The sequence below is a fragment of the Microbacterium sp. Leaf320 genome (assembly GCF_001423485.1).
Taxonomy (GTDB): domain Bacteria; phylum Actinomycetota; class Actinomycetes; order Actinomycetales; family Microbacteriaceae; genus Microbacterium.
Genome location: NZ_LMOD01000002.1, coordinates 691,000 through 710,069 on the forward strand (window position 1 = coordinate 691,000; position 19,070 = coordinate 710,069).

At 68.7% G+C, this 19,070-nt stretch carries 22 protein-coding genes; 11 read left to right on the forward strand and 11 right to left on the reverse strand.

Translation table 11 applies throughout. The features are described 5' to 3' along the window. Window positions 1–238: 238 nt before the first annotated feature. The 4 genes from ASF63_RS08150 to ASF63_RS08165 form a co-directional block, all read right to left on the reverse strand. A complete protein-coding gene (locus ASF63_RS08150; RefSeq protein WP_056511844.1) occupies window positions 239–604 on the reverse strand; it encodes a helix-turn-helix domain-containing protein in 366 nt (121 codons plus the stop codon). Window positions 605–670: 66 nt separating this feature from the next. Then, a complete protein-coding gene (locus ASF63_RS08155) occupies window positions 671–1,561 on the reverse strand; it encodes a helix-turn-helix transcriptional regulator (RefSeq protein ID WP_056511847.1) in 891 nt (296 codons plus the stop codon). Between the two features lie 74 nt (window positions 1,562–1,635). Continuing rightward, window positions 1,636–2,112, reverse strand: coding sequence for a MarR family winged helix-turn-helix transcriptional regulator (locus ASF63_RS08160; protein ID WP_235560743.1), 477 nt, complete (start codon window positions 2,110–2,112; stop codon window positions 1,636–1,638). An 11-nt stretch (window positions 2,113–2,123) separates the two neighbouring features. After that, on the reverse strand, window positions 2,124–2,783 hold the full coding sequence (locus ASF63_RS08165; protein WP_056511853.1) for a GTP cyclohydrolase II: 660 nt from the start codon (window positions 2,781–2,783) through the stop codon (window positions 2,124–2,126). 116 nt (window positions 2,784–2,899) lie between these two features. On the opposite strand from ASF63_RS08165, the gene ASF63_RS08170 reads away from it, so the two are divergent. Continuing rightward, window positions 2,900–3,919: a zinc-dependent alcohol dehydrogenase family protein gene (locus ASF63_RS08170; RefSeq protein WP_056511856.1), complete on the forward strand. Its 1,020-nt coding sequence runs from the start codon at window positions 2,900–2,902 to the stop codon at window positions 3,917–3,919. A 4-nt stretch (window positions 3,920–3,923) separates the two neighbouring features. Here the strand turns inward: ASF63_RS08170 and ASF63_RS08175 are convergent, their stop codons facing one another. Further along, window positions 3,924–4,847: a DMT family transporter gene (locus ASF63_RS08175; protein ID WP_056511860.1), complete on the reverse strand. Its 924-nt coding sequence runs from the start codon at window positions 4,845–4,847 to the stop codon at window positions 3,924–3,926. 113 nt (window positions 4,848–4,960) lie between these two features. Here ASF63_RS08175 and ASF63_RS08180 point away from each other — a divergent pair, with 113 nt between their 5' ends. After that, window positions 4,961–5,797, forward strand: coding sequence for a sulfurtransferase (locus tag ASF63_RS08180; RefSeq protein ID WP_056511863.1), 837 nt, complete (start codon window positions 4,961–4,963; stop codon window positions 5,795–5,797). A 64-nt stretch (window positions 5,798–5,861) separates the two neighbouring features. Here the strand turns inward: ASF63_RS08180 and ASF63_RS08185 are convergent, their stop codons facing one another. After that, on the reverse strand, window positions 5,862–6,686 hold the full coding sequence (locus tag ASF63_RS08185; RefSeq protein WP_235560744.1) for a hypothetical protein: 825 nt from the start codon (window positions 6,684–6,686) through the stop codon (window positions 5,862–5,864). Window positions 6,687–7,079: 393 nt separating this feature from the next. Between ASF63_RS08185 and ASF63_RS08190 the strand changes: the two genes are divergently transcribed. The 3 genes from ASF63_RS08190 (at window position 7,080) to ASF63_RS08200 (ending at window position 9,621) form a co-directional block, all read left to right on the forward strand. Beyond that, the gene (locus tag ASF63_RS08190) at window positions 7,080–7,730 is read left to right on the forward strand and encodes a hypothetical protein (RefSeq protein ID WP_056511868.1); all 651 of its coding nucleotides are present in this window, start codon (window positions 7,080–7,082) and stop codon (window positions 7,728–7,730) included. Continuing rightward, the gene (locus tag ASF63_RS08195; protein WP_056511871.1) at window positions 7,727–8,080 is read left to right on the forward strand and encodes a hypothetical protein; all 354 of its coding nucleotides are present in this window, start codon (window positions 7,727–7,729) and stop codon (window positions 8,078–8,080) included. Before ASF63_RS08190 ends, ASF63_RS08195 begins: the two co-directional genes overlap by 4 nt. A 107-nt stretch (window positions 8,081–8,187) precedes the next feature. Beyond that, the gene (locus ASF63_RS08200) at window positions 8,188–9,621 is read left to right on the forward strand and encodes an MFS transporter (protein WP_056511875.1); all 1,434 of its coding nucleotides are present in this window, start codon (window positions 8,188–8,190) and stop codon (window positions 9,619–9,621) included. A gap of 6 nt (window positions 9,622–9,627) precedes the next feature. Here ASF63_RS08200 and purB read toward each other — a convergent pair whose 3' ends face one another. Next, complete coding sequence (gene purB / locus ASF63_RS08205; RefSeq protein WP_056511877.1) at window positions 9,628–11,010, reverse strand: adenylosuccinate lyase; 1,383 nt, start codon at window positions 11,008–11,010, stop codon at window positions 9,628–9,630. Continuing rightward, window positions 11,007–11,546, reverse strand: a complete 540-nt coding sequence (locus ASF63_RS08210) for a low molecular weight protein-tyrosine-phosphatase (RefSeq protein WP_200933986.1) — start codon at window positions 11,544–11,546, stop codon at window positions 11,007–11,009. Before ASF63_RS08210 ends, purB begins: the two co-directional genes overlap by 4 nt. 168 nt (window positions 11,547–11,714) lie before the next feature. Here ASF63_RS08210 and ASF63_RS08220 point away from each other — a divergent pair, with 168 nt between their 5' ends. Both ASF63_RS08220 and ASF63_RS08225 read left to right on the forward strand, forming a co-directional pair. Continuing rightward, window positions 11,715–11,978, forward strand: a complete 264-nt coding sequence (locus ASF63_RS08220; protein WP_157534280.1) for a hypothetical protein — start codon at window positions 11,715–11,717, stop codon at window positions 11,976–11,978. Further along, a complete protein-coding gene (locus ASF63_RS08225) occupies window positions 11,975–13,252 on the forward strand; it encodes a hypothetical protein (protein ID WP_056511890.1) in 1,278 nt (425 codons plus the stop codon). The genes ASF63_RS08220 and ASF63_RS08225 overlap by 4 nt, the downstream gene beginning before the upstream one ends. Window positions 13,253–13,291: 39 nt before the next feature. Here the strand turns inward: ASF63_RS08225 and ASF63_RS08230 are convergent, their stop codons facing one another. From ASF63_RS08230 to ASF63_RS08240, 3 genes are read right to left on the reverse strand one after another with little or no spacing between them, the layout of a single operon-like run. Beyond that, entirely contained in the window at window positions 13,292–13,696 is a 405-nt protein-coding gene (locus ASF63_RS08230) for a phage holin family protein (protein WP_056311187.1), read from the reverse strand. 56 nt (window positions 13,697–13,752) lie between these two features. Continuing rightward, window positions 13,753–14,115 (reverse strand): type II toxin-antitoxin system death-on-curing family toxin, encoded by a 363-nt coding sequence (locus ASF63_RS08235; RefSeq protein ID WP_056511892.1) that lies wholly within the window; start codon window positions 14,113–14,115, stop codon window positions 13,753–13,755. A 3-nt stretch (window positions 14,116–14,118) separates the two neighbouring features. Then, window positions 14,119–14,325 (reverse strand): ribbon-helix-helix protein, CopG family, encoded by a 207-nt coding sequence (locus tag ASF63_RS08240; RefSeq protein ID WP_056511895.1) that lies wholly within the window; start codon window positions 14,323–14,325, stop codon window positions 14,119–14,121. A gap of 64 nt (window positions 14,326–14,389) precedes the next feature. On the opposite strand from ASF63_RS08240, the gene ASF63_RS08245 reads away from it, so the two are divergent. The 4 genes from ASF63_RS08245 (at window position 14,390) to ASF63_RS08260 (ending at window position 19,067) form a co-directional block, all read left to right on the forward strand. Beyond that, the gene (locus ASF63_RS08245) at window positions 14,390–15,457 is read left to right on the forward strand and encodes a histidinol-phosphate transaminase (protein ID WP_056511898.1); all 1,068 of its coding nucleotides are present in this window, start codon (window positions 14,390–14,392) and stop codon (window positions 15,455–15,457) included. Between the two features lie 95 nt (window positions 15,458–15,552). Next, complete coding sequence (pdhA, locus tag ASF63_RS08250) at window positions 15,553–16,680, forward strand: pyruvate dehydrogenase (acetyl-transferring) E1 component subunit alpha (protein WP_056511901.1); 1,128 nt, start codon at window positions 15,553–15,555, stop codon at window positions 16,678–16,680. Between the two features lie 11 nt (window positions 16,681–16,691). Then, on the forward strand, window positions 16,692–17,657 hold the full coding sequence (locus tag ASF63_RS08255; protein ID WP_056512898.1) for an alpha-ketoacid dehydrogenase subunit beta: 966 nt from the start codon (window positions 16,692–16,694) through the stop codon (window positions 17,655–17,657). Between the two features lie 54 nt (window positions 17,658–17,711). Further along, on the forward strand, window positions 17,712–19,067 hold the full coding sequence (locus ASF63_RS08260; RefSeq protein WP_056511904.1) for a dihydrolipoamide acetyltransferase family protein: 1,356 nt from the start codon (window positions 17,712–17,714) through the stop codon (window positions 19,065–19,067). Window positions 19,068–19,070 lie beyond the last annotated feature (3 nt).

The window sequence follows — 19,070 nt, forward strand, 5'->3', positions numbered from 1 at the left end:
GCCTGACCCCGGGCCGTGTGTTTCGGGCGCGCCTGACCCCGGGCCGTGTGTTTTGGGCGCGCCTGACCCCGGGCCGTCTGCAGGATCGAAGCACGAATGCGGGATGACTCGGCCGTTCTGATCCTGCAGGCGTGCCGTGGTCCTGCCGACGGCCCGGACCGACGGCCCGGACCGCCGGTCGCTGAACCGGGAGGCCGGTCGGTGAACCGGGAGGCCGGTCGCTGAACCGGGAGGCCGGTCAGGCGGCGAGGGCGAAGGCGCCGCGAGTGACAGACACCGCAGCGGATGCCGGGGCCGCCGTGGCCTGACGCAGGTCGTCGGCCACGGCGCTCGTCAGCTCGACGAGCGAGGTGTCGAGGGCTCCGGCGATCGCGGCGATCATCTCGCTCGACGGCTCTTTGAGTCCTCGCTCGACCTCCGAGAGGTACTGCGGCGAGACCCCGGCGCTGTCTGCGGTCTCGGTCAGCGTCTCGTCGCGGGCATGTCGTCGGCGTCGCAGCTGATCGCCCAGCATGTGGCGCCACAGCGGTTCCGGTTCGAACGGCCGCGGACGAGCCGGACGAGGCGGACGAGATGCACGGGAGAACGGGACGAGGTCGGCCATGCCTCACGATAATCCGCCGTCAGTGCGGGGTTCGAGCGGTTCTGCTCAGAGCAGAACCGCTCGCGGTCAGGCCTCGGTGCGCTCCGACGACGCGCTCTCCGAGGCGGCGACGACCGCATCCGTCGCCGCCCAACTCGCCAGCATCCGCAGCTTCTCCTCCGACGCGGAGCCCGGCTCGGCCGTGTAGGTCGACATCTGCAGACCGGGATCGGCCGGCAGCTCGAAGGCCTCGTAGGTGAGTTCCATCTCGCCGACGACGGGGTGGTTGATCTTCTTGACGCCGCTGCGGTGGAAACGCACGTTGTGTGCGGCCCACAGTGTGCGGAACCGATCGCTGCGGGTCGACAGCTCTCCCACGAGATCGGTGAGCTTGCGGTCGAACGGGTTGCGCCCGGCTTCGCCGCGCATCGCGGCGACGAGTTCCTGGGTGTTGCGCTCCCATTCGGGGTAGAACTCCTGCGCGGCCGGGTCGAGGAACGCGAAGCGGGCGCTGTTCGGCACCGGGGTCGTGAAGAGCGGCGCATAGAGCGCGCGGCCCAGCGCGTTGGCGGCCAGGTAGTCGAAGTAGTTGTTGCGCACGATCGCGGGCGCCTCCGTCATCGCGTCGAGCAGGCGCAGGATGCTGGGACGCAGCGTCTCGACCTTCTTGCGCGGCTTGCGGGCGACCGGTGATGCGTTCGCCGTGCGGGCGAGGTCGAACAGGTGAGCGGTCTCGGCCTCGTCGAGCTGCAGCGCGCGGGCGAGCGCGTCGAGCACACTGTCGGAGACGCCGGACAGATCACCCCTCTCGAGACGGGTGTAATAGTCGACGCTGACGCCGGCGAGCAGCGAGACCTCTTCGCGGCGCAGCCCCGGTACGCGCCGGTTGCCGCCGTATGAGGGCAGGCCTGCCTGATCGGGGGTGATGCGGTCGCGCCTCGATGAGAGGAACTCGCGCACCTCGTTGCGGGTGTCCATGTCTTCGACGGTACGCCCCCTCGCGGAATGAAGGGAGGCACTGGTGGGCACTCCCTCTGCCGCCGAAGCCTGAGTCAGAGGGCAGCAGTCACACCAGGGAGCAGCTTGGCCGCGATCGCGCCGAGCTGCTCCCGCTCGGCTTGCGTGAGGGGGTCGAGGATCAGCTCACGGATCTGCGCCACGTGCACCGGAGCAGCTCCCCGCAGCAGCTCGCGACCGGCATCCGTCAGCGCGGCGGTCAGAGTGCGCTTGTCGCTGCTGCACGAGGTGCGCGTCACCCAGCCGCGTTCTTCGAGCGAGTCGATGGCATGGCTCAACCGCGAGCGGCTGAGCCCGGCGATCTGCGCGAGCTCGGTCATCGGGATCGCGCGGTCATCCTGGCCCGCCAGCGTCACGAGGATCGCGTAGTGCGAGTGCTTGAGTCCCGTCTCGGCTTTCAGCGCGCGGTCGAGCACCTGCGGCAGCAGCTGGACGAACCGGATTGTCGGCAGCCACGTCTGCATCTCGGTGTCGTCGAGCCGCCGGTCGTTCACCACCTGCGTGTTCGCCACCTGCGTGTTCATCACGCGGCGGAGAGATCGAGCGTGTGCGAGGTGTGGTCGCGCTTGGCCTCGAGGTAGCGGTGGTTCGCGTCCGACAGGTGCACACCGGTGCGGACCTGCTCGGTGACGCGGATGCCGAGGGACTCGAGCTGCGCCGCCTTGTCGGGGTTGTTGCTCAGCAGGCGGATGCTGTCGGCGCCCAGCGTGTTCAGCATCTGCGCCGCGACCGTGTAGTCGCGCTCGTCCTCGCCGCGGCCGAGGGCGACGTTCGCCTCGTAGGTGTCGAGCCCTGCGTCCTGCAGCGCGTAGGCGTCGAGCTTGGCGTACAGGCCGATGCCGCGGCCCTCCTGGCGGAGGTACAGCAGGAACCCGCCCTCCTCGGCGATGCGCTCGACGGCTTCCCGCAGCTGCGGACCGCAGTCGCAGCGCTCGGATCCGAAGACATCGCCGGTCAGGCATTCGCTGTGCGGGCGCACGAGAGGCGCATCCCCGCCCGCGGAGGCGCGCTCGAGCGCACTCTTCCAGTCGCCGAGGCCGAGCAGCAGGTGCTCACGGCCGTCGATCAACCCGTCGAACGTGACGACATCGGCCGTGGTGGAGAATCCGTCGGCGAAGCGCATCGGCACGCGCACACGCGTGCGCTCAGAGGCGACCGGCACGACGGTTGAAGTTTCAATCATGTCGGGTGAAACGCGAGGCGCGCGTGTCTATTCCCACGAGGGGTGTTTTATCAGAGCCTCCCCCGCATGGGGGATCAGGAGTTGACTGGAACCACAACACCGAAGGAGCACCACTCATGCGTGGAGTAGTCATGTACGCCCCCGGCGACGTTCGCGTCGAGGATCGCGAGAAGCCGACCCTCACCCGTCCGACCGATGCCGTGATCCGGATCGCCGCGACCTGCATCTGCGGATCCGACCTGTGGCCCTACCGGGGCGCGAACGAGGTCGATCACGACCCGATGGGTCACGAGTACGTCGGCGTCGTCGAGGAGATCGGCGCCGACGTGAAGACCGTGAAGGTCGGCGACTTCGTCGTCGGATCGTTCATGGCGTCCGACAACACCTGCGAGATCTGCCAGGCCGGTTACCAGTCCCGCTGCGTGCATGTCGTGCCTATGGGACGCTTCGGCACCCAGGCCGAGTACTCGCTGATCCCGCACGCCGACGGCACGCTCGTCGTGACGCCGGGGCAGCCCGACGCCGATCTGATCCCGTCGCTGCTCGCGGCATCCGACGTGCTGGGCACCGGCTGGTTCGCCGCCGTCGCGGCAGAGGTCGGCCCGGGCAAGACCGTCGCCGTGGTCGGTGACGGAGCGGTGGGTCTGCTCGGCATCCTCGCCGCGCGTGAACTCGGCGCCGAGCGGATCATCGCGATGAGCCGGCACGCCGACCGCCAGGCGCTGGCGCGCGAGTTCGGCGCGACCGACATCGTGGAGGAGCGCGGAGACGAGGGCGTCGCCCGCATCAAGGAGCTCACGAACGGGCTCGGCGCGCACTCGGTGATCGAGGCCGTCGGTACGCAGGAGTCGATGATGCAGGCGATCCGCGCCACCCGCCCCGGCGGCCACGTCGGATACGTCGGCGTCTCGCACGACGTCGCGCTGCCCGGCGAGGAGCTCTTCTTCTCGGGGGTGCACCTGCACGGCGGACCGGCTCCGGTGCGCCGATTCCTTCCCGAGCTGATCCGGCTCATCTGGGACCGCAAGATCGACCCCGGCAAGGTGTTCGACCTCACGCTCCCCCTCGAGGAGGCCGCCGAAGGCTATCGCGCCATGGATGAGCGCCGCGCCACCAAGGTGCTGCTCACCGTCTGAGCCGCTACTCCGGTGCCGGTGCCGGTACCGGTGCCGGTGCCGGTGCCGTGTCGCGGCGGCGCACGAGTCTGAGCTCACTGGCCAGGATGCCGAGCACGACGAGTGCGCCGCCGATCAGCGCCGTGACGGGCAGGCGCTCGCCGGCGATGCGGCCGATCGCGGCCGCCCACACCGGCTCGCCCGCGTAGATGATCGTGGCGCGGGTCGGTGAGACCGACTTCTGCGCCCAGTTCATCGTGAGCTGGATGATGCAGCTCGCCGCCCCGAGCCCGATCGCGCAGCCGACCCAGATCCAGGAGAACTCCGGAAGTCCCTCCCCGACCACCGGCATCGTCAGGATGCCGAGCACTCCGGCGGTGAGCAGTTGGATGACCGTGATCCGGCCGAGGTCGATCCTGCCGGCGAACACGCTGATCAGGATGATCTCGGCCGCGATCGGCAGGGTGCTGATCATGGTGAGTATCTCGCCCGACCCCAGTGTGAGGGCGAACGCGTCGGGGCCGGCGATGAGCATCAGCCCGAGGAAGGCGAGTCCCGCGCCCACGAACGCCATGGCCGGAGGACGCTTGCGGAACACCGCCCACTGGGCGAGCGGGACGAGCGGGATGTACATCGCCGTGATGAACGCCGACGTGCTCGAGTCGATGGTCTGCAGCCCGACGGTCTGGAGGCCATAGCCCAGATAGATCATCACGCCGATCGCGACGCCGGCGCCGATGTCGCGCCAGCGGATGCCTCGCAGCACGCGCCGGAAGATGACGACGCTGATCAGGCCGGCGACCAGGAACCGGATGCCGACGAAGAACCACGGTCCTGAGTGCTGCATCGCCCAGTGCACGAGCAGGAAGGTGCTGCCCCAGACCGCCGTCACGGCGATCAGGGCGACCTCCTGCCGACGCAGGCTCATCCAGCGGAATCGAGTGGACATGCGGTCCTTTCTCGACACGGCCCGGATGAGCTTATCGCCGTCATCGACGGCCGCCGTGACGGCGTGTGGCGCCGGTGGTCGTGAGCGTCGGGTGGACTCGATAGCCTCGCCTCATGAGCAACTTCGTGAGCGTCGACGAACTGAACGAGCTGCGGGCGTCCGAGACGCCGGTCCGGGTGATCGACGTGCGCTGGCGACTCGACCGCCCCGACGGTCACGCCGAGTATCTCCGGGGCCACATCCCCGGAGCCGTCTACGTTCCGCTCTCCACCGAACTGGCGACGCACGGCGAGCCCTCGGAGGGGCGCCATCCACTGCCGTCCACGCAGACGCTGCAGGATGCCGCGCGCCGATGGGGTGTGAACCGGGGCGACCTGGTCGTGGCCTACGACGATGCGAAGGGGCTCAGCGCCTCGCGCGCCTGGTGGCTGCTGCGACAGGGTGGCGTCGACGTGCGCGTGCTCGACGGCGGCATCGGCTCCTGGACGGCGGCCGGTCTGCCGGTCGCGACCGACGACGTGAAGGTCGAGCCGGGCGATGTCGTCCTCGACGAGATCGGTGCCGACGCGATCTCGATCGACGAGGCGGCGTCGTTCCCCGAGCACGGTGTGCTGCTCGACGTGCGGGCCCCCGAACGCTATCGGGGCGACCACGAACCGCTCGACCCCATCGGCGGACACATCCCCGGTGCGCTCAACCTGCCGATGGCTGCTCATCTGAACCCCGAGGGCAAGATCCTCGACGTGCACACGCTTCAGGCGACCTTCGCGGACGTCGGCGTGACCGAGGGGACTCCGGTGGCGGCGTACTGCGGCTCCGGCATCACGGCGGCCCACACCGCGCTGGTCCTCGACGAGGCCGGCATCGAGGCCAAGGTCTTCCCCGGATCGTGGAGCCAGTGGTCCAACACTCCGGGTCGCGCGGTCGCCGTCGGAGAACAGCCCGGCTGAGCATCACGCGACCGGGCATCGCACAGCTGGGCATCACACGGCTGGGCAGCGCCGCCCGCGGGAATCAGCGTCCGTCGGCGTAGGTCCAGGAGACTCCGAGGAGTCCGGGACCGAAGGCGCGACGAACCTGATGCACCGAGTTGCGGCCCTCGAGCGACAGCTCCGTCGTCTTGACGCCGGTCGGCGTCTCGGCGCGCTCTTCGATGCGATCGGGCAGGGCGTCGGGGTGGAACCTGGTCCACACCAGCAGCTCGCGGCATTGTCGAGCGACGGCGTGGCCCGTCTCACGCTGCGGCGGGTAGCCGGGCGGGTATCTGACCGACCACTCCACCATCGACGTGCTCGGAGCGGTCAGAGGCATGTCGAGCTCGAACAGCACGCCGTGCACCTCGCCGTTCGGATGCGAGTAGCGGGCGGCGATCCTGCCACCGGCCACCGCATCGATGATCGGGGCGGGGGTGCTCACGCCTGGCGTCATCTCGAGGAACGGGATCGAGGCGACCGTGCCGACGGTGGACTGCACGATGCTGCGCGTGATCGAGTACGAGACGTTGCCGTCGGCATCCACATCCGTCACCGAATGCGTGGTCAGCTCGCGAGAGGTGTCGGGGTACTCGGCGCCGAGGGCTGCGAAGGCCTCTTTCACCGCCTCCTCGAGCTCCTGCTCGTCGAGCGGGAACTGATTGGGACCGAGAGGACCGGTGCGGTTCGTGGTGCCGAGCAGCGCGGTGAGCGAGCCGGGCTCGAGGTGCAGCAGTTGCTCGATATCGCCGAGCGCCGCCATCGACTGCGCTCCCTCCGGTCGGCGAGCGCCGGAGCGCCAGTAGCTGAGGGTCGCCATCGACACGCTGTTGCCGCGGGCGCGCAACTGCTCGTGCAGTCTTGCCAAAGTCAATCCACGTGCATTGATCGCGTCACGGAAGGACGCTGCAAATACATCGGCATACCGGCGAATGCCACTTTCCATACTCATCACAGCACCCCCTCCGGTATGTGAAGAATCGAGCCCTAAAGTGAGCATACGACCACACCAGCATCGCGTAGGGGACGAGATGCTATTTCTGGGGTCAGCTGGGCGGAACAGTCGTGGGCAGGGTGCCCGACCTCACGACCGATCGGCCTATAACGCGGTGTCGCCCCCGTCGCCGCGTTCTGTCGCGGGGCCTGATGATCGATCTGGGGAGATCCATCGGGCCCCGCGAACACCTCTCTCCCGGCGTCCGCGCCCACTCCGCGCCCCCGCGTAGACTGGGAGGAACACCCCGGAGGACTCTGGATCGTCATGTCTGCCCCTGCCCGCGCGTTCACCGTGCGTCACCTTCAGCTGCTGCGCGCGCTCTTCGCCGCTGCCGCAGCCGTGATGATCACCTTCTCGCCCGACCACTCCGCGGCCGTCGGTCTCTCCGTCTTCAGCGGCTTCGTGCTGACGACCGCCCTCGTGATGATCGTCGCCGCCTGGCTCGTGTTCCCTGCCGGGCAGCGCTGGCCGTCGGTGGTCCTGGCCATCCTGGGCTTCGCCGCGGGGATGGCGGCGGGAGTGCCTGCCTGGCGCACCGACGACGTCTTCTTCGTGGTCGTGATCGCCTGGGCGGTGGCCACCGGAATCCTCGAGCTGGTCGTCGGATTGCGCGCACGCCGCACGGGTGACCCCACGGCACGTGATTCGATCACCCTGGGTGCCTTCGGTCTGCTGCTCGCCGTGCTGCTGCTGGCGATCCCCGCAGGCTTCGTGCAGCCCTATGCGATCGAGGGCGCAGGTGAGTTCGAGCTCACCGGCATCATCCTGGGCGTCGGCATGTTCGGCGGATACGCCGCCATCGTCGCGGTCTTCCTCGGCATCGCCGGGCTCACTCCGAAGCGCGTCGACGCCGTCGCCGACTCCGCATCCACCGAGAACGACCCTGCCCCTGCCGGGCACGGAGGAGACCGATGAGCGACGACAAGCCCACCCGGCGCGACATCCTGCGCCCACTGCACCTGCTGGGCATCGCCCTGGGGTGCGGTGTCTTCGCGGCGGTCGTGACGCTCGTGTCGACCGGCGCCTTCACCGCCCGGGTCAACACCGCCATCGCGAACGGCAGCTACGACGCCCTCACCCCGATCGCCCTCGGCCTGGTGGTCGGCGGCGGCGCATTCATCGTCACGCTGCTGTTCCTCGCGATGCTGATCCTCGTGGTCGACCCGGCCGATGTCACCAAGACGGTCGACCGTCCGGTGCTCTACGACCCCGAGACGCCTGATGAGCCCGACTCCGACAAGCCCGGTCACAGCGCTTCCTCCTGACTCGCGCCGCCCTCTCGTGGTGCGCGGCGTCTCTTCTCTGACGTGCGGCGCAGGAATCTCCGGCATCCGTCCGGAATAGTCCCTGAGCCCGGCCGCTTGTGCCTGTAGTGACTGCTTCGATCGATCGCGCCTCCATCGGACTCCGATCGACCCGCGGTCCCGTGCTCGGTGCGCTCATGCTCGCCACCGGACTCATCGCGATCGACGCGACGATCCTCGCGACGGCCGTGCCCAGCATCGTCCGCGATCTCGGCAGTTATCAGCAGTTCCCGTGGCTCTTCTCGGTCTACCTCCTCGCGCAGGCCGTCAGCGTGCCGATCTATTCGCGCTTCGCCGACACCGTGGGGCGCAAGCCGATCATCCTGCTCGGCATCGCGCTCTTCCTGCTGGGGTCCGTGCTCTCGGGATTCGCCTGGAGCATGACCTCCCTGATCATCTTCCGCATCGTCCAGGGCCTGGGGGCAGGAGCCGTCGCGCCGATGTCGATGACCATCGTCGGAGACATCTACACGGTCGCCGAGCGCGCCAAGGTGCAGGGCTACATCGCCTCGGTCTGGGCGATCTCGTCTGTCGTCGGCCCCGCACTCGGCGGGATCTTCGCCCAGCTCGACGCGTGGAGGTGGATCTTCTGGGTCAACATCCCGCTGTGCCTGATCGCGGGGTGGATGCTGCTGCGCAAATATCACGAAGAGAAGCAGACGCAGCGGCATCGCATCGACTACGCCGGAGCCGTCCTTCTCACGATCGGACTCACCGGTCTCATCCTCGGGATGCTGGAGGGCGGCAACGCCTGGGCATGGCTCTCCGTGCCCAGTGCGATCTGCTTCGGCCTCGGAGTCCTGGCGCTGATCGCGTTCGGGCTCGTCGAACGGCGGGCCGCGGAGCCGATCGTCGACCTGCGGCTGGCCGCGCGTCCGCTCATCCTCACGACCACGATCGTGTCGCTCGGCATCGGTGCGTTGATGACGGGCGTCACGAGCTTCGCGCCCGCCTATCTCGAAGGGTCGATCGGCATCGCCCCGCTGCTGTCGGGACTCGCCGTGGCGGCCCTGACTCTCGGGTGGCCGCTCGCCGCCGCGAACTCCGGGCGCCTGTACCTGCGGATCGGGTTCCGCCGCACCGCGCTCACGGGCATGTCGATCACGGCGGTCGCGGCGATCGCTCTCGCGGTGGTGTCACCCTGGCCCAACCCGTTCTCGATAGCCGCCGTCGCCTTCGTGCTCGGCTTCGGTCTGGGGTGGAGCGCCGCCCCGACGCTCATCGCCGCCCAGGCCTCGGTCGGCTGGGGCGAGCGCGGAGCCGTCACCGGCATGAACGCCTTCGCCCGGTCGGCGGGCAGCGCGCTGGGAGTCGCGGTGTTCGGGGCGATCTCGAACTCGGTCATCGCACAGGGCGCCGGCCCCGAGGACCCGGCGACCATCATCTCGGCATCCGTCTGGGTGTTCGTCGCCGCAGCCGTGGTCGCGGTGCTGACCCTGATCGCCGCGGCGTTCATGCCGCGCGACTCCGCCGGAGCGCACTCCGGCGAGCCCCGCCCCTAGCGGCGACTACTTGGCGAGCTGCTCGGCGATGCCCGTGTATGACGCAGGGGTCAGGGCCAGAAGACGCTGCTTCGCGGCATCCCCGATCTCGAGCCCCTCGACGAAGGCCGCAAGGTCCTCGGCACCGACGCGGTGTCCGCGGGTCAGCTCCTTCAGCAGAGCGTAGGGATCGGTGATCGATGAGCGACCGGCGACGACCTCGGCGCGGATGACGGTCTGGATGGCCTCGGCGAGGACCTCCCAGTTCACGTCGAGGTCGGCGAGCAGCACGTCGCGCGACAGTGAGATCGCATTCAGTCCACGGCGCAGGTTGTCGATCGCGAGCAGCGAGTGTCCGAACGCGACGCCGATGTTGCGCTGCGTGGTCGAGTCGGTGAGGTCGCGCTGCAGGCGGCTGGTGACGAGGGTCTGGCCGAGGGATGCCAGCAGCGCCCCCGAGATCTCGAGGTTCGCCTCGGCGTTCTCGAAGCGGATCGGGTTGATCTTGTGCGGCATCGTCGACGAACCGGTCGCACCGGCGACGGGGATCTGCGCGAAGTAGCCGAGCGAGATGTACGTCCAGATGTCGGTGGCGAGGTTGTGCAGGATCCCGCCGGCGTGACGAACGCGGTCGTACAGCTCGACCTGCCAGTCGTGCGACTCGATCTGCGTGGTCAGCAGGTTGAACCCGAGGCCAAGGCCCTCGATGTACTCGCGCGAGATCGTGGGCCAGTCGGCGTCGGGGTCGGCCGAGAGGTGCGCCGACCAGGTGCCGGTCGCGCCCGAGAACTTGGCGAGGTAGTCGGATGCCGCGATCTGGGCGCGCACACGCTCGAGGCGCCACGCGAAGACCGCGATCTCCTTGCCCATGGTCGAAGGGGTGGCCGGCTGTCCGTGGGTGCGGGAGAGCATCGCGGCGTCGGCGTGCTCGGCGGCGAGCTCACGGAGCTTCGCGATCACGCCGTCGAGGGCGGGGAGCCAGACCTCTTCGACCGCACGCTTCACGGTGAGCGCGTACGAGGCGGAGTTGATGTCCTCACTCGTGCAGGCGAAGTGGGTGAGCTCGGCGATCGAGTCGAGGCCGAGGGTCGACAGGCGGTCGCGCACCAGGTACTCGATGGCCTTCACATCGTGCTGGGTGACCGCTTCCTTCTCGGCGAGCCAGTCGATCTCGGCCTGGCCGAAGTCGCGGTACAGGGCGCGCAGGCGCTCCTTGTCGGCATCCGACAGAGGGCTCGTCTCGAAGAGCGAGCGGTCGGTGAGTGCGATCAGCCACTCCACCTCGACCTCGACGCGGGCGCGGTTCAAGCCCGCCTCCGAGAGGAAGTCGGCGAGGCCGGTGACGGCGCCGCGGTAGCGACCGTCGAGGGGGCTCAGGGGCTGCGGCGGGAGCGAAGGCTGGAAAGTCAGGGGAGTCCTCCTGATCGGGCCCCGGGCGTGCGGGGCGTGCGGGGCTGGCGAAGAGCCGGCTCGAGCTGGCGGAACAGCCCGCGAGTCGCCGTCTCAATCATACCGAGCACCGAATCGAACATCTCGGCGCCGGCGTAGTAGGGGTCGGGCACGTCCTGGCTGGGCGCGTCCGGGTCGAAGGTGAGGAGCAGAGTGACCTTGCCCTCCTCATCTTCGCTGCGCGCCCATTCGCGCAGGATGCGCTCGTGCGTGCGGTCGAGGGCGACGACCAGATCGTTCTCCGCGAACGAGGCGAACGTGAACTGCTTCGCACGATGGAGCGAGCCGTCGTAGCCACGGCGGCTGAGGGAGTCGAGTGTGCGATGATCCGCACGTTCACCGAGATGCCAGTCGCCCGTGCCGGCGCTGCGTGAGACGATGCGCGAACCCAGCCCTTGCCGCTCCGCGAGTTCGCGGAACACCACCTCCGCCATCGGAGAGCGGCAGATGTTCCCCGTGCACACGAAGATCACGCGGAAGGGATCCGGGGATGTCACCGTCCTATTCTGCCGGTCGCCGACCGATCGCGCGACGCCCGCGGCGAGCGAAGAGGCTGCGAAGGACTCGTTCTGCACGGAGGACGGGCGCTGCGACCTCCTCACGATCCCCGTGATCACGGCGATCGTCGGCCTCCGCAGATGATGCGGATCGCGGATGCTGATCGCATGTACTCCTTTGCACTCGCACCCACCGGCACCGCCGACGCCGCGTGGGCGAAAGCCCAGGCGGTGGCCGCTCTCGGCACCGCCGTCGATGCGCTCGACGATGTCCGTGCAGCACTCGCCGTCCTCGCCTCCGACACCGATTGGCACTCAGACGGTGTGCGCGCGATGCAGGAGTCGCTCGACCATCTGCGGGCGAGCACCCGTGCCGAGGCCTCCGAGACGCGCAGCCGCGAATCCGAGGTCGAACGGGCGGTTCTCTCGTGACCGGGCTGACGATCGACCACGGCGGGGCCATCGCGGTCGACCCCGACGCGCTGCGAGACGTCGCCCGACGTATCGAGGGCGTCGCCTCGCGCTACGACGATGCGCGCTCCGCGCTCATGCGCGCCTACCGGGTCATCCTCGACACTCCGGGCTTCAGCGCACAGGTTGACACGGTCGAGCTGTGGTCGTCGGGGCAGCGCGTGGCCCGCCTTCATTCGGAGTGTCAGAAGACCGCCACATCCACGCTGCTCATGGCCGACACCTACGAGTACGTCGAACTGCGCGCCGAAGCCGAGATGCTGTCGCACACCGATCCGAGCACGGCGCAGCGACTGATGCGACGTGCCGATCGGCTCGCGGCATCGGACGCGCGCATCGCGGGCCTCGCCGAGAAGCTCATCATCGAGTGGCGCGCGGGGAGCTTCGAAGGGCTGGTCGGCAACATCGTGACGCCCTCCATCTACGACGACGTCTTCGGCACTGCGGCGTTGGTGGGGCTCACCTCGGGCTTCGGCAAGGTGCTCCCCGGCGAGACGCTGAAGGGCACGGCCGATCGGGTCTCGGTCGCGCCGGTGAAGACCTCGACGCCCACCGGCGCGCCGACGGGCGTCGCGGGGGCGCTGGGGCGCATGCCGGTCACCTCGGGGGCGCAGATCGCTGTCGAGAAGTACTCCTTCGCCGACGGCAGCACGAAGTACGTCGCCTATCTGAAAGGGACGCAGAGCGTCGGGTGGGGAGGCAAGGAGCCTTGGGATCTCAAGTCCAACGTCGAGCTCTACACCGAGCAGGATGCCGCGTCGTACCAGGCCACGCTCGATGCCCTCGAGGCGGCGGGGGCCCAGCCCGGTGACGAGGTCGATGTCGTCGCGCACTCGCAATCGGGGATGATCACCGCGCACCTCGCGATGGAGAGCGGGTACGACGTGCAGATGCAGATCACCGCCGGGAGCCCGGTCGAGCCCACGCTCGACGATGACCAGACGATCATCCAGATCAGACACACCGATGACCCCGTACCGGCGCTCGCGGGTGGCGGATCTCCCGAGGGCACGGGATCGGCCGACAGCATGGTCATCTCGACCCAGGGCAACCCGGGAGACACCCCCGAGGACTGGCTTGTCGACGCTCACCACCTCGACACGTACATCGAGACCGCGGAAGAGGCTGACGCCTCGAGCGATCCCCGGATCGACGCGGCGGACGAGTTCTGGCGGGAGCTCGACGAGGCCGAGGTGATCGAGCGCACCGAGTACCACGCCGAGCGGGTCGGATGACCGCCCGCGAGCCCCGGACCGCCCGCGAGTGGGTGCGAGTCAGTCGCGCCGCTGCTTCTTGCTCTGCGGGCGCAGGATGAAGCCGAAGACGCCGTTGATCAGCGAGATGATCAATGCCGCGAGAACGCCCCACCAGAAGCTGCCGACGGTGAGGCCCCAGCCGAAGCCGCTCGTGATCCAGGCGGTGAGCCACAGCAGGAAGCCGTTGATCACGAACCCGATGAGGCCCAGCGTGATGATGTACAGCGGGAAGGCGACGATCTTGACCACGGTGCCGATGATCGTGTTCACGAGCGCGAAGATCGCGGCGACCGCGAGCAGGGTCAGCACCAGCTGCAGGGTCTCACCCGGCGCGAACGCCTGGATCTGCACCTGAAGGGCGGGGATCAGCGTCACGACCCAGAGGGCGAACGCGTTGACGACGACTCGGATGATGAAGCGCATAGTCAGCCCAGTCTCCCATGCGCTCCGCGGGAAGTCAGTCCGAGATCGCTCGCTCGCTATCGAATGTGCGCTCTGATCACGGCGGCGATCTCGTCGAGATCGATCCGACTCTGCGCGACGTCGAGCACGAAGTCGAACGCCTCGTCGTTGCTGAAGGTCAACTCGTATCCGTTGAGGCGGATGAAGATGAAGGTCAGGTACAGCGAGAGTCGCTTGTTCCCATCGAAGAGAGAGTGATTCTGAGCGACTGAGCTGATGAGCGCCGCGGCCTTGGCCTCGAAAGACGGATAGGCATCTGCTCCGAACATGCTGGCTGCGGGACGAGCGAGCGCGGAGAACAGCAGCCCTTCGTCGCGTACGCGAAGGCCGAGTTTCGTGATCAGGGCGAGCGCCTGCTCCGGCTCGACGTACTCGGTCACGGCTCAGGCGTCTTCGAGCCGCGTGAGAGTGTCCGCATATCGTTCGGCAACCTCGTCGGCGATCGAGAGGACGCGCTCCGTCTTCGTCTCGGTGTTCGCGAATCTGGTCGCCGCCTCGATCAGGATCGCGTGCTTCGAGGTGTGCCGTGAGCGCGCGATCTCGTCGAGCTGCGCGTCGAGTTCCTCCGGGAGCCGCACTGTCATAGCCATACCAAAATGGTACTACCGCCCCGCGATCGGTGCCAGAGGGGCTGTGGAATCTAGACTCATCCTTGTGACCGACCCCATCCTGCCGCGCATCCGTCCCGCCATCGCCGCCCTCGCGCCGTACCGCCAGGGCAAGCAGGCAGGACCCGACGCCTTCAAGCTGTCGAGCAACGAGAACCCCTTCGAGCCGCTGCCTTCGGTCGCCGCCGCTCTGCAGCACACGACGCCGATCAACCGCTACCCGGACGCGACCGCGGGAAGGCTCCGCGAGCGGCTCGGCGCGCGCTACGCCGTCGAGCCCGACCAGGTGCACGTCGCCGCGGGCAGCGTGTCGATCCTCCAGCAGCTGATCCTCGCCACAGTGTCGGTGGGTGACGAGGTCGTCTACGCCTGGCGCTCGTTCGAGGCCTATCCGAGCCTGCCGCTCGTCGCCGGCGGCACCGGAGTGCAGGTCCCGGTCACGGCCGACGGCCGCCACGACCTCGACGCGATGGCGGATGCCGTCACCGACCGCACCCGCGCGATCATCCTGTGCACGCCGAACAACCCCACGGGTCCGATCATCACGAGCGACGAGTTCGCGACGTTCGTCGAGCGCGTCCCCACCGACGTCCTGATCATCCTCGACGAGGCCTACGCCGAGTTCGTCACCGCCCCCGGCGCTGTCGACGGCCTCGAGGAGCGCGTGTTCGAACGGCATCCGAACGTCGTCGTGCTGCGCACCTTCTCGAAGGCATACGGACTCGCGGGTCTGCGCATCGGCTACGCGATCGGCCACGAGAAGGTCCTCGATGCCGCTCGCACCACCGGCATCCCGCTCTCCGTCACCTCTGCCGCCGAGAACGCCGCCATCGCGAGTCTCGACGCCGAGGGCGAGCTGCTCGAGCGGGTCGCCGTGATCGTCGAGCGCCGCACGCGCCTGCTCGAGGGACTCCGGAGGCAGGGCTGGGACGTGCCCGACTCGCAGGCCAACTTCGTCTGGCTCCCCACCGGTGAGCGCACTGTCGAGGTCGCCGCGGCCTTCGTCTCTGCCGACCTGATCGTGCGTCCGTTCCCGGGCGACGGCATCCGCATCTCCGTCGGCGAAGAAGAGTCCGTGGCGCGTGTGCTCGACGTCGCCTCGACCCTGCGCTGAGGGGCTCCATCCCGCTGTTTCTCCGGTTTCCCGGCAGATGCGAGGACGTCCTAGGTATGCGTGACCGGGCATGCGCGCGGCGGTAGCGTGGCACCGTGACCTCGTCAGAGACTGAACTCGTCCGCGTCCTCGATCAGGACGGCCGCTATACCCCGAGCGCGGCTGCTGAGCAGTATCTGCCGCTGATCGAGGCGATCAGCGACGCCGAGCTCGAGCAGTTCTACCGCGACATGGTGGGCATCCGCGCGATCGACACCCAGGCGACCAACCTGCAGCGTCAGGGGCAGCTCGCCCTGTGGCCGCCGAGCCGTGGGCAGGAGGCAGCTCAGGTCGGATCCGCCCGTGCCGCCCGTGCTCAGGACACGATCTTCCCGTCGTACCGCGAGCACGCCGTGACGCGTATCCGCGGGGTCGATCCCGTCGACATCATCAAGCTCATGCGCGGTGTCTCGCACGGTGGCTGGGATCCGACGGACCCCAAGAACGGCAACACTCGCCTCTACACGCTCGTGCTCGGCTCGCAGGTGCTGCATGCCACCGGCTACGCGATGGGGCTGAACTTCGACGGCCGCTCGGGAACGGGCGACGTCGATAAGGACGAAGCCGTCATCGTCTACTACGGCGACGGCGCATCGAGCCAGGGCGACGTGCACGAGGCGATGGTCTTCGCCGCCAGCTACCAGTCGCCGACCGTCTTCTTCCTGCAGAACAACCACTGGGCGATCTCGGTGCCCGTGTCGACGCAGTCGCGCGTGCCGCTCGTCGAGCGCAGCGCCGGGTACGGAATCCCCAGCGTCCGCGTCGACGGCAACGACGTGCTCGCCAGCTACGCCGTCTCGCGAGTGGCCCTCGACGACGCCCGCAGCGGCAAGGGCCCGCGTGCCATCGAAGCCGTGACCTACCGGCTCGGGGCGCACACCACCAGTGACGACCCCACGAAGTACCGCGGCTCCGACGAGGAGCAGTCGTGGGCGCAGCGCGACCCGATCGACCGCATGCGCGCGTTCCTCGAGAACAGGGGAGCGGCCGGCCAGTTCTTCGCCGACGTGGATGCCGAGGCAGCCGACGCCGCCGAAGACCTGCGCGCCCGGAGCGTCGAGCTCGGACCGCCGACCGCGGACAAGATCTTCGACCACGTCTACAGCGAGCCGCATCCTCTGATCGCGGAGCAGAAGGCCTGGCACAGGCAGTACGAAGCATCGTTCGAAGGGGACAGCAAGTGACTCTCGAGACGATGCCTCTCAGCAAGGCACTCAACGCGGGCCTCCGCAAGGCCATGGAGGACGACTCCAAGGTCCTCCTCATGGGTGAGGACATCGGCAAGCTCGGCGGTGTCTTCCGCGTCACCGAGCACCTGCAGCGCGACTTCGGCGACAAGCGCGTGCTCGATACGCCTCTCGCCGAGTCAGGCATCGTGGGCACCGCGATCGGACTCGCGATGGCAGGGTTCCGTCCCGTGATCGAGATCCAGTTCGACGGGTTCGTGTTCCCGGCGTTCGACCAGATCACGACGCAGCTCGCCAAGCTCACCAACCGGCACGAGGGCAGGCTCAGTCTGCCGATCGTGATCCGCATCCCGTATGGCGGGCACATCGGCGCCGTCGAGCACCACCAGGAGAGCCCCGAGGCGTACTTCGCGCACACCCCGGGTCTGCGCGTGGTCTCGCCGTCGACGCCCAACGACGCCTACTGGATGATCCAGGAGGCCATCGCGTCGAACGACCCCGTGATCTTCATGGAGCCGAAGAGCCGCTACTGGCAGAAGGGCGAGGTCGAGCTCGACGGGTCGGCCGCTCCGCTGCACTCGTCCCGTGTCGTGCGCACGGGCTCCGACGTCACCCTCGTCGGGCACGGCGCCATGGTCACGACGCTGTTGCAGGCCGCGGCGCTCGCCGAGTCCGAGGGCACCAGCTGCGAGGTCGTCGACGTGCGCTCGCTGTCGCCCATCGACTACGAGCCGATCCTGAACTCGGTGCGCAAGACCGGACGCATGGTCTATGCGCAGGAGGCGCAGGGCTTCACAAGCATCGGCAGCGAGGTGGCGGCGACCGTCATGGAGCGCGCCTTCTACGCTCTCGAAGCCCCCGTGCTGCGCGTCTCGGGCTACGACACCCCCTTCCCGCCCGCGAAGCTCGAGGGCACCTACCTCCCGGATGCCGACCGCATCCTCGAGGCCGTCGACCGTTCGCTGGCCTACTGAGTTTCCCTGGCCGTTGAGCGAGCGCAGCGAGACGAAACGCCGAAAGGACCGCACATGAGCACGCAGAACTTCAACCTCCCCGACGTGGGGGAGGGCCTGACCGAGGCCGAGATCGTGGCGTGGAAGGTCGCGCCCGGTGACACCGTCGCCATCAACGACGTCATCTGCGAGATCGAGACGGCCAAGTCGCTCGTCGAGCTGCCCTCGCCGCACGCCGGCGTCGTCGGCGAACTGCTCGCCGCCGAGGGGGCGACTGTGGAGGTCGGATCCCCGATCATCACGTTCGTGACGGATGCTCGCGACGATGCAGGTCCCGGCAAGATCGCGACTGCCGAGGCACCCGCGCCCGAAGAGGGCGGCGGCTCGGTGCTCGTCGGCTACGGCACCGGCGGCGGCGCGACATCCCGCCGCAAGCGTCCGGCAGAGCGCCCGGTGCGCTCGTCGGTCGGCGTGATCGCCAAGCCCCCGATCCGCAAGCTCGCCCGCGACCTGGGCGTCGATCTGACGACCGTCACGCCGACCGGCGCAGACGGCGAGGTCACGCGCGACGACGTCGTGACCCACGCATCGCAGGCGAGTGTCTTCCGCAACATCGAGACGCCGGAGTGGGGAGCCGTGCGCGAAGAGACCGTTCCCGCGCCGCAGAGCACGCCGGCTGGCCTCGCCCGTGGAGTGTCGGCAGCGCAGGCATCCGCCCCGGTGTCCGACGACCGCACGGAGTCGATCCCGGTCAAGGGGGTGCGCAAGGCCACGTCGTCGGCGATGGTGCAGAGCGCCTACTCCGCCCCGCACGTCACCGTGTGGAAGGAGATCGACGCGAGCCGCACGATGGAGCTCGTGAAGCGGCTCAAGGCATCACCCGACTACGCCGACATCCGCGTCTCGCCGCTGCTGATCATGGCCCGAGCTGTCATCTGGGCCGCGCGCCGCACCCCGATGGTCAACGCCGCCTGGATCGAGACCGAGGGCGGCGCCGAGATCTCGGTGCGCCACTACGTGAACCTCGGGATCGCCGCGGCGACGCCTCGAGGACTGCTCGTGCCGAACATCAAGGACGCACAGGACCTCAGCATGAAGGACCTCGCCCGCGCGCTGAACCGTCTGACGCTCACCGCCCGCGAGGGCAAGACGAGCCCCGCCGACCAGCAGGGCGGCACGATCACCATCACCAACATCGGCGTGTTCGGGATGGATGCCGGCACGCCGATCATCAACCCCGGCGAGGCGGGCATCGTGGCCATGGGCACGATCAGCCAGAAGCCGTGGGTCGTCGACGGCGAGGTGCGCCCCCGCTGGGTCACCACGGTCGCGGGTTCGTTCGACCACCGCGTGATCGACGGCGACGGCATGAGCCGCTTCATCGCCGACGTGGCATCCGTTCTCGAGGAGCCCGCGCTGCTCGTCGAGTGATAC

Bases quoted from the DNA above. Each gene is read 5' to 3' on its own strand.
- ASF63_RS08150 (WP_056511844.1), bottom strand. From the start codon at position 604: ATGGCCGACCTCGTCCCGTTCTCCCGTGCATCTCGTCCGCCTCGTCCG.
- ASF63_RS08155 (WP_056511847.1), bottom strand. From the start codon at position 1,561: ATGGACACCCGCAACGAGGTGCGCGAGTTCCTCTCATCGAGGCGCGAC.
- ASF63_RS08165 (WP_056511853.1), bottom strand. From the start codon at position 2,783: ATGATTGAAACTTCAACCGTCGTGCCGGTCGCCTCTGAGCGCACGCGT.
- ASF63_RS08170 (WP_056511856.1), top strand. From the start codon at position 2,900: ATGCGTGGAGTAGTCATGTACGCCCCCGGCGACGTTCGCGTCGAGGAT.
- ASF63_RS08175 (WP_056511860.1), bottom strand. From the start codon at position 4,847: ATGTCCACTCGATTCCGCTGGATGAGCCTGCGTCGGCAGGAGGTCGCC.
- ASF63_RS08180 (WP_056511863.1), top strand. From the start codon at position 4,961: ATGAGCAACTTCGTGAGCGTCGACGAACTGAACGAGCTGCGGGCGTCC.
- ASF63_RS08190 (WP_056511868.1), top strand. From the start codon at position 7,080: ATGTCTGCCCCTGCCCGCGCGTTCACCGTGCGTCACCTTCAGCTGCTG.
- ASF63_RS08195 (WP_056511871.1), top strand. From the start codon at position 7,727: ATGAGCGACGACAAGCCCACCCGGCGCGACATCCTGCGCCCACTGCAC.
- ASF63_RS08220 (WP_157534280.1), top strand. From the start codon at position 11,715: ATGTACTCCTTTGCACTCGCACCCACCGGCACCGCCGACGCCGCGTGG.
- ASF63_RS08230 (WP_056311187.1), bottom strand. From the start codon at position 13,696: ATGCGCTTCATCATCCGAGTCGTCGTCAACGCGTTCGCCCTCTGGGTC.
- ASF63_RS08240 (WP_056511895.1), bottom strand. From the start codon at position 14,325: ATGGCTATGACAGTGCGGCTCCCGGAGGAACTCGACGCGCAGCTCGAC.
- ASF63_RS08255 (WP_056512898.1), top strand. From the start codon at position 16,692: ATGCCTCTCAGCAAGGCACTCAACGCGGGCCTCCGCAAGGCCATGGAG.
- ASF63_RS08260 (WP_056511904.1), top strand. From the start codon at position 17,712: ATGAGCACGCAGAACTTCAACCTCCCCGACGTGGGGGAGGGCCTGACC.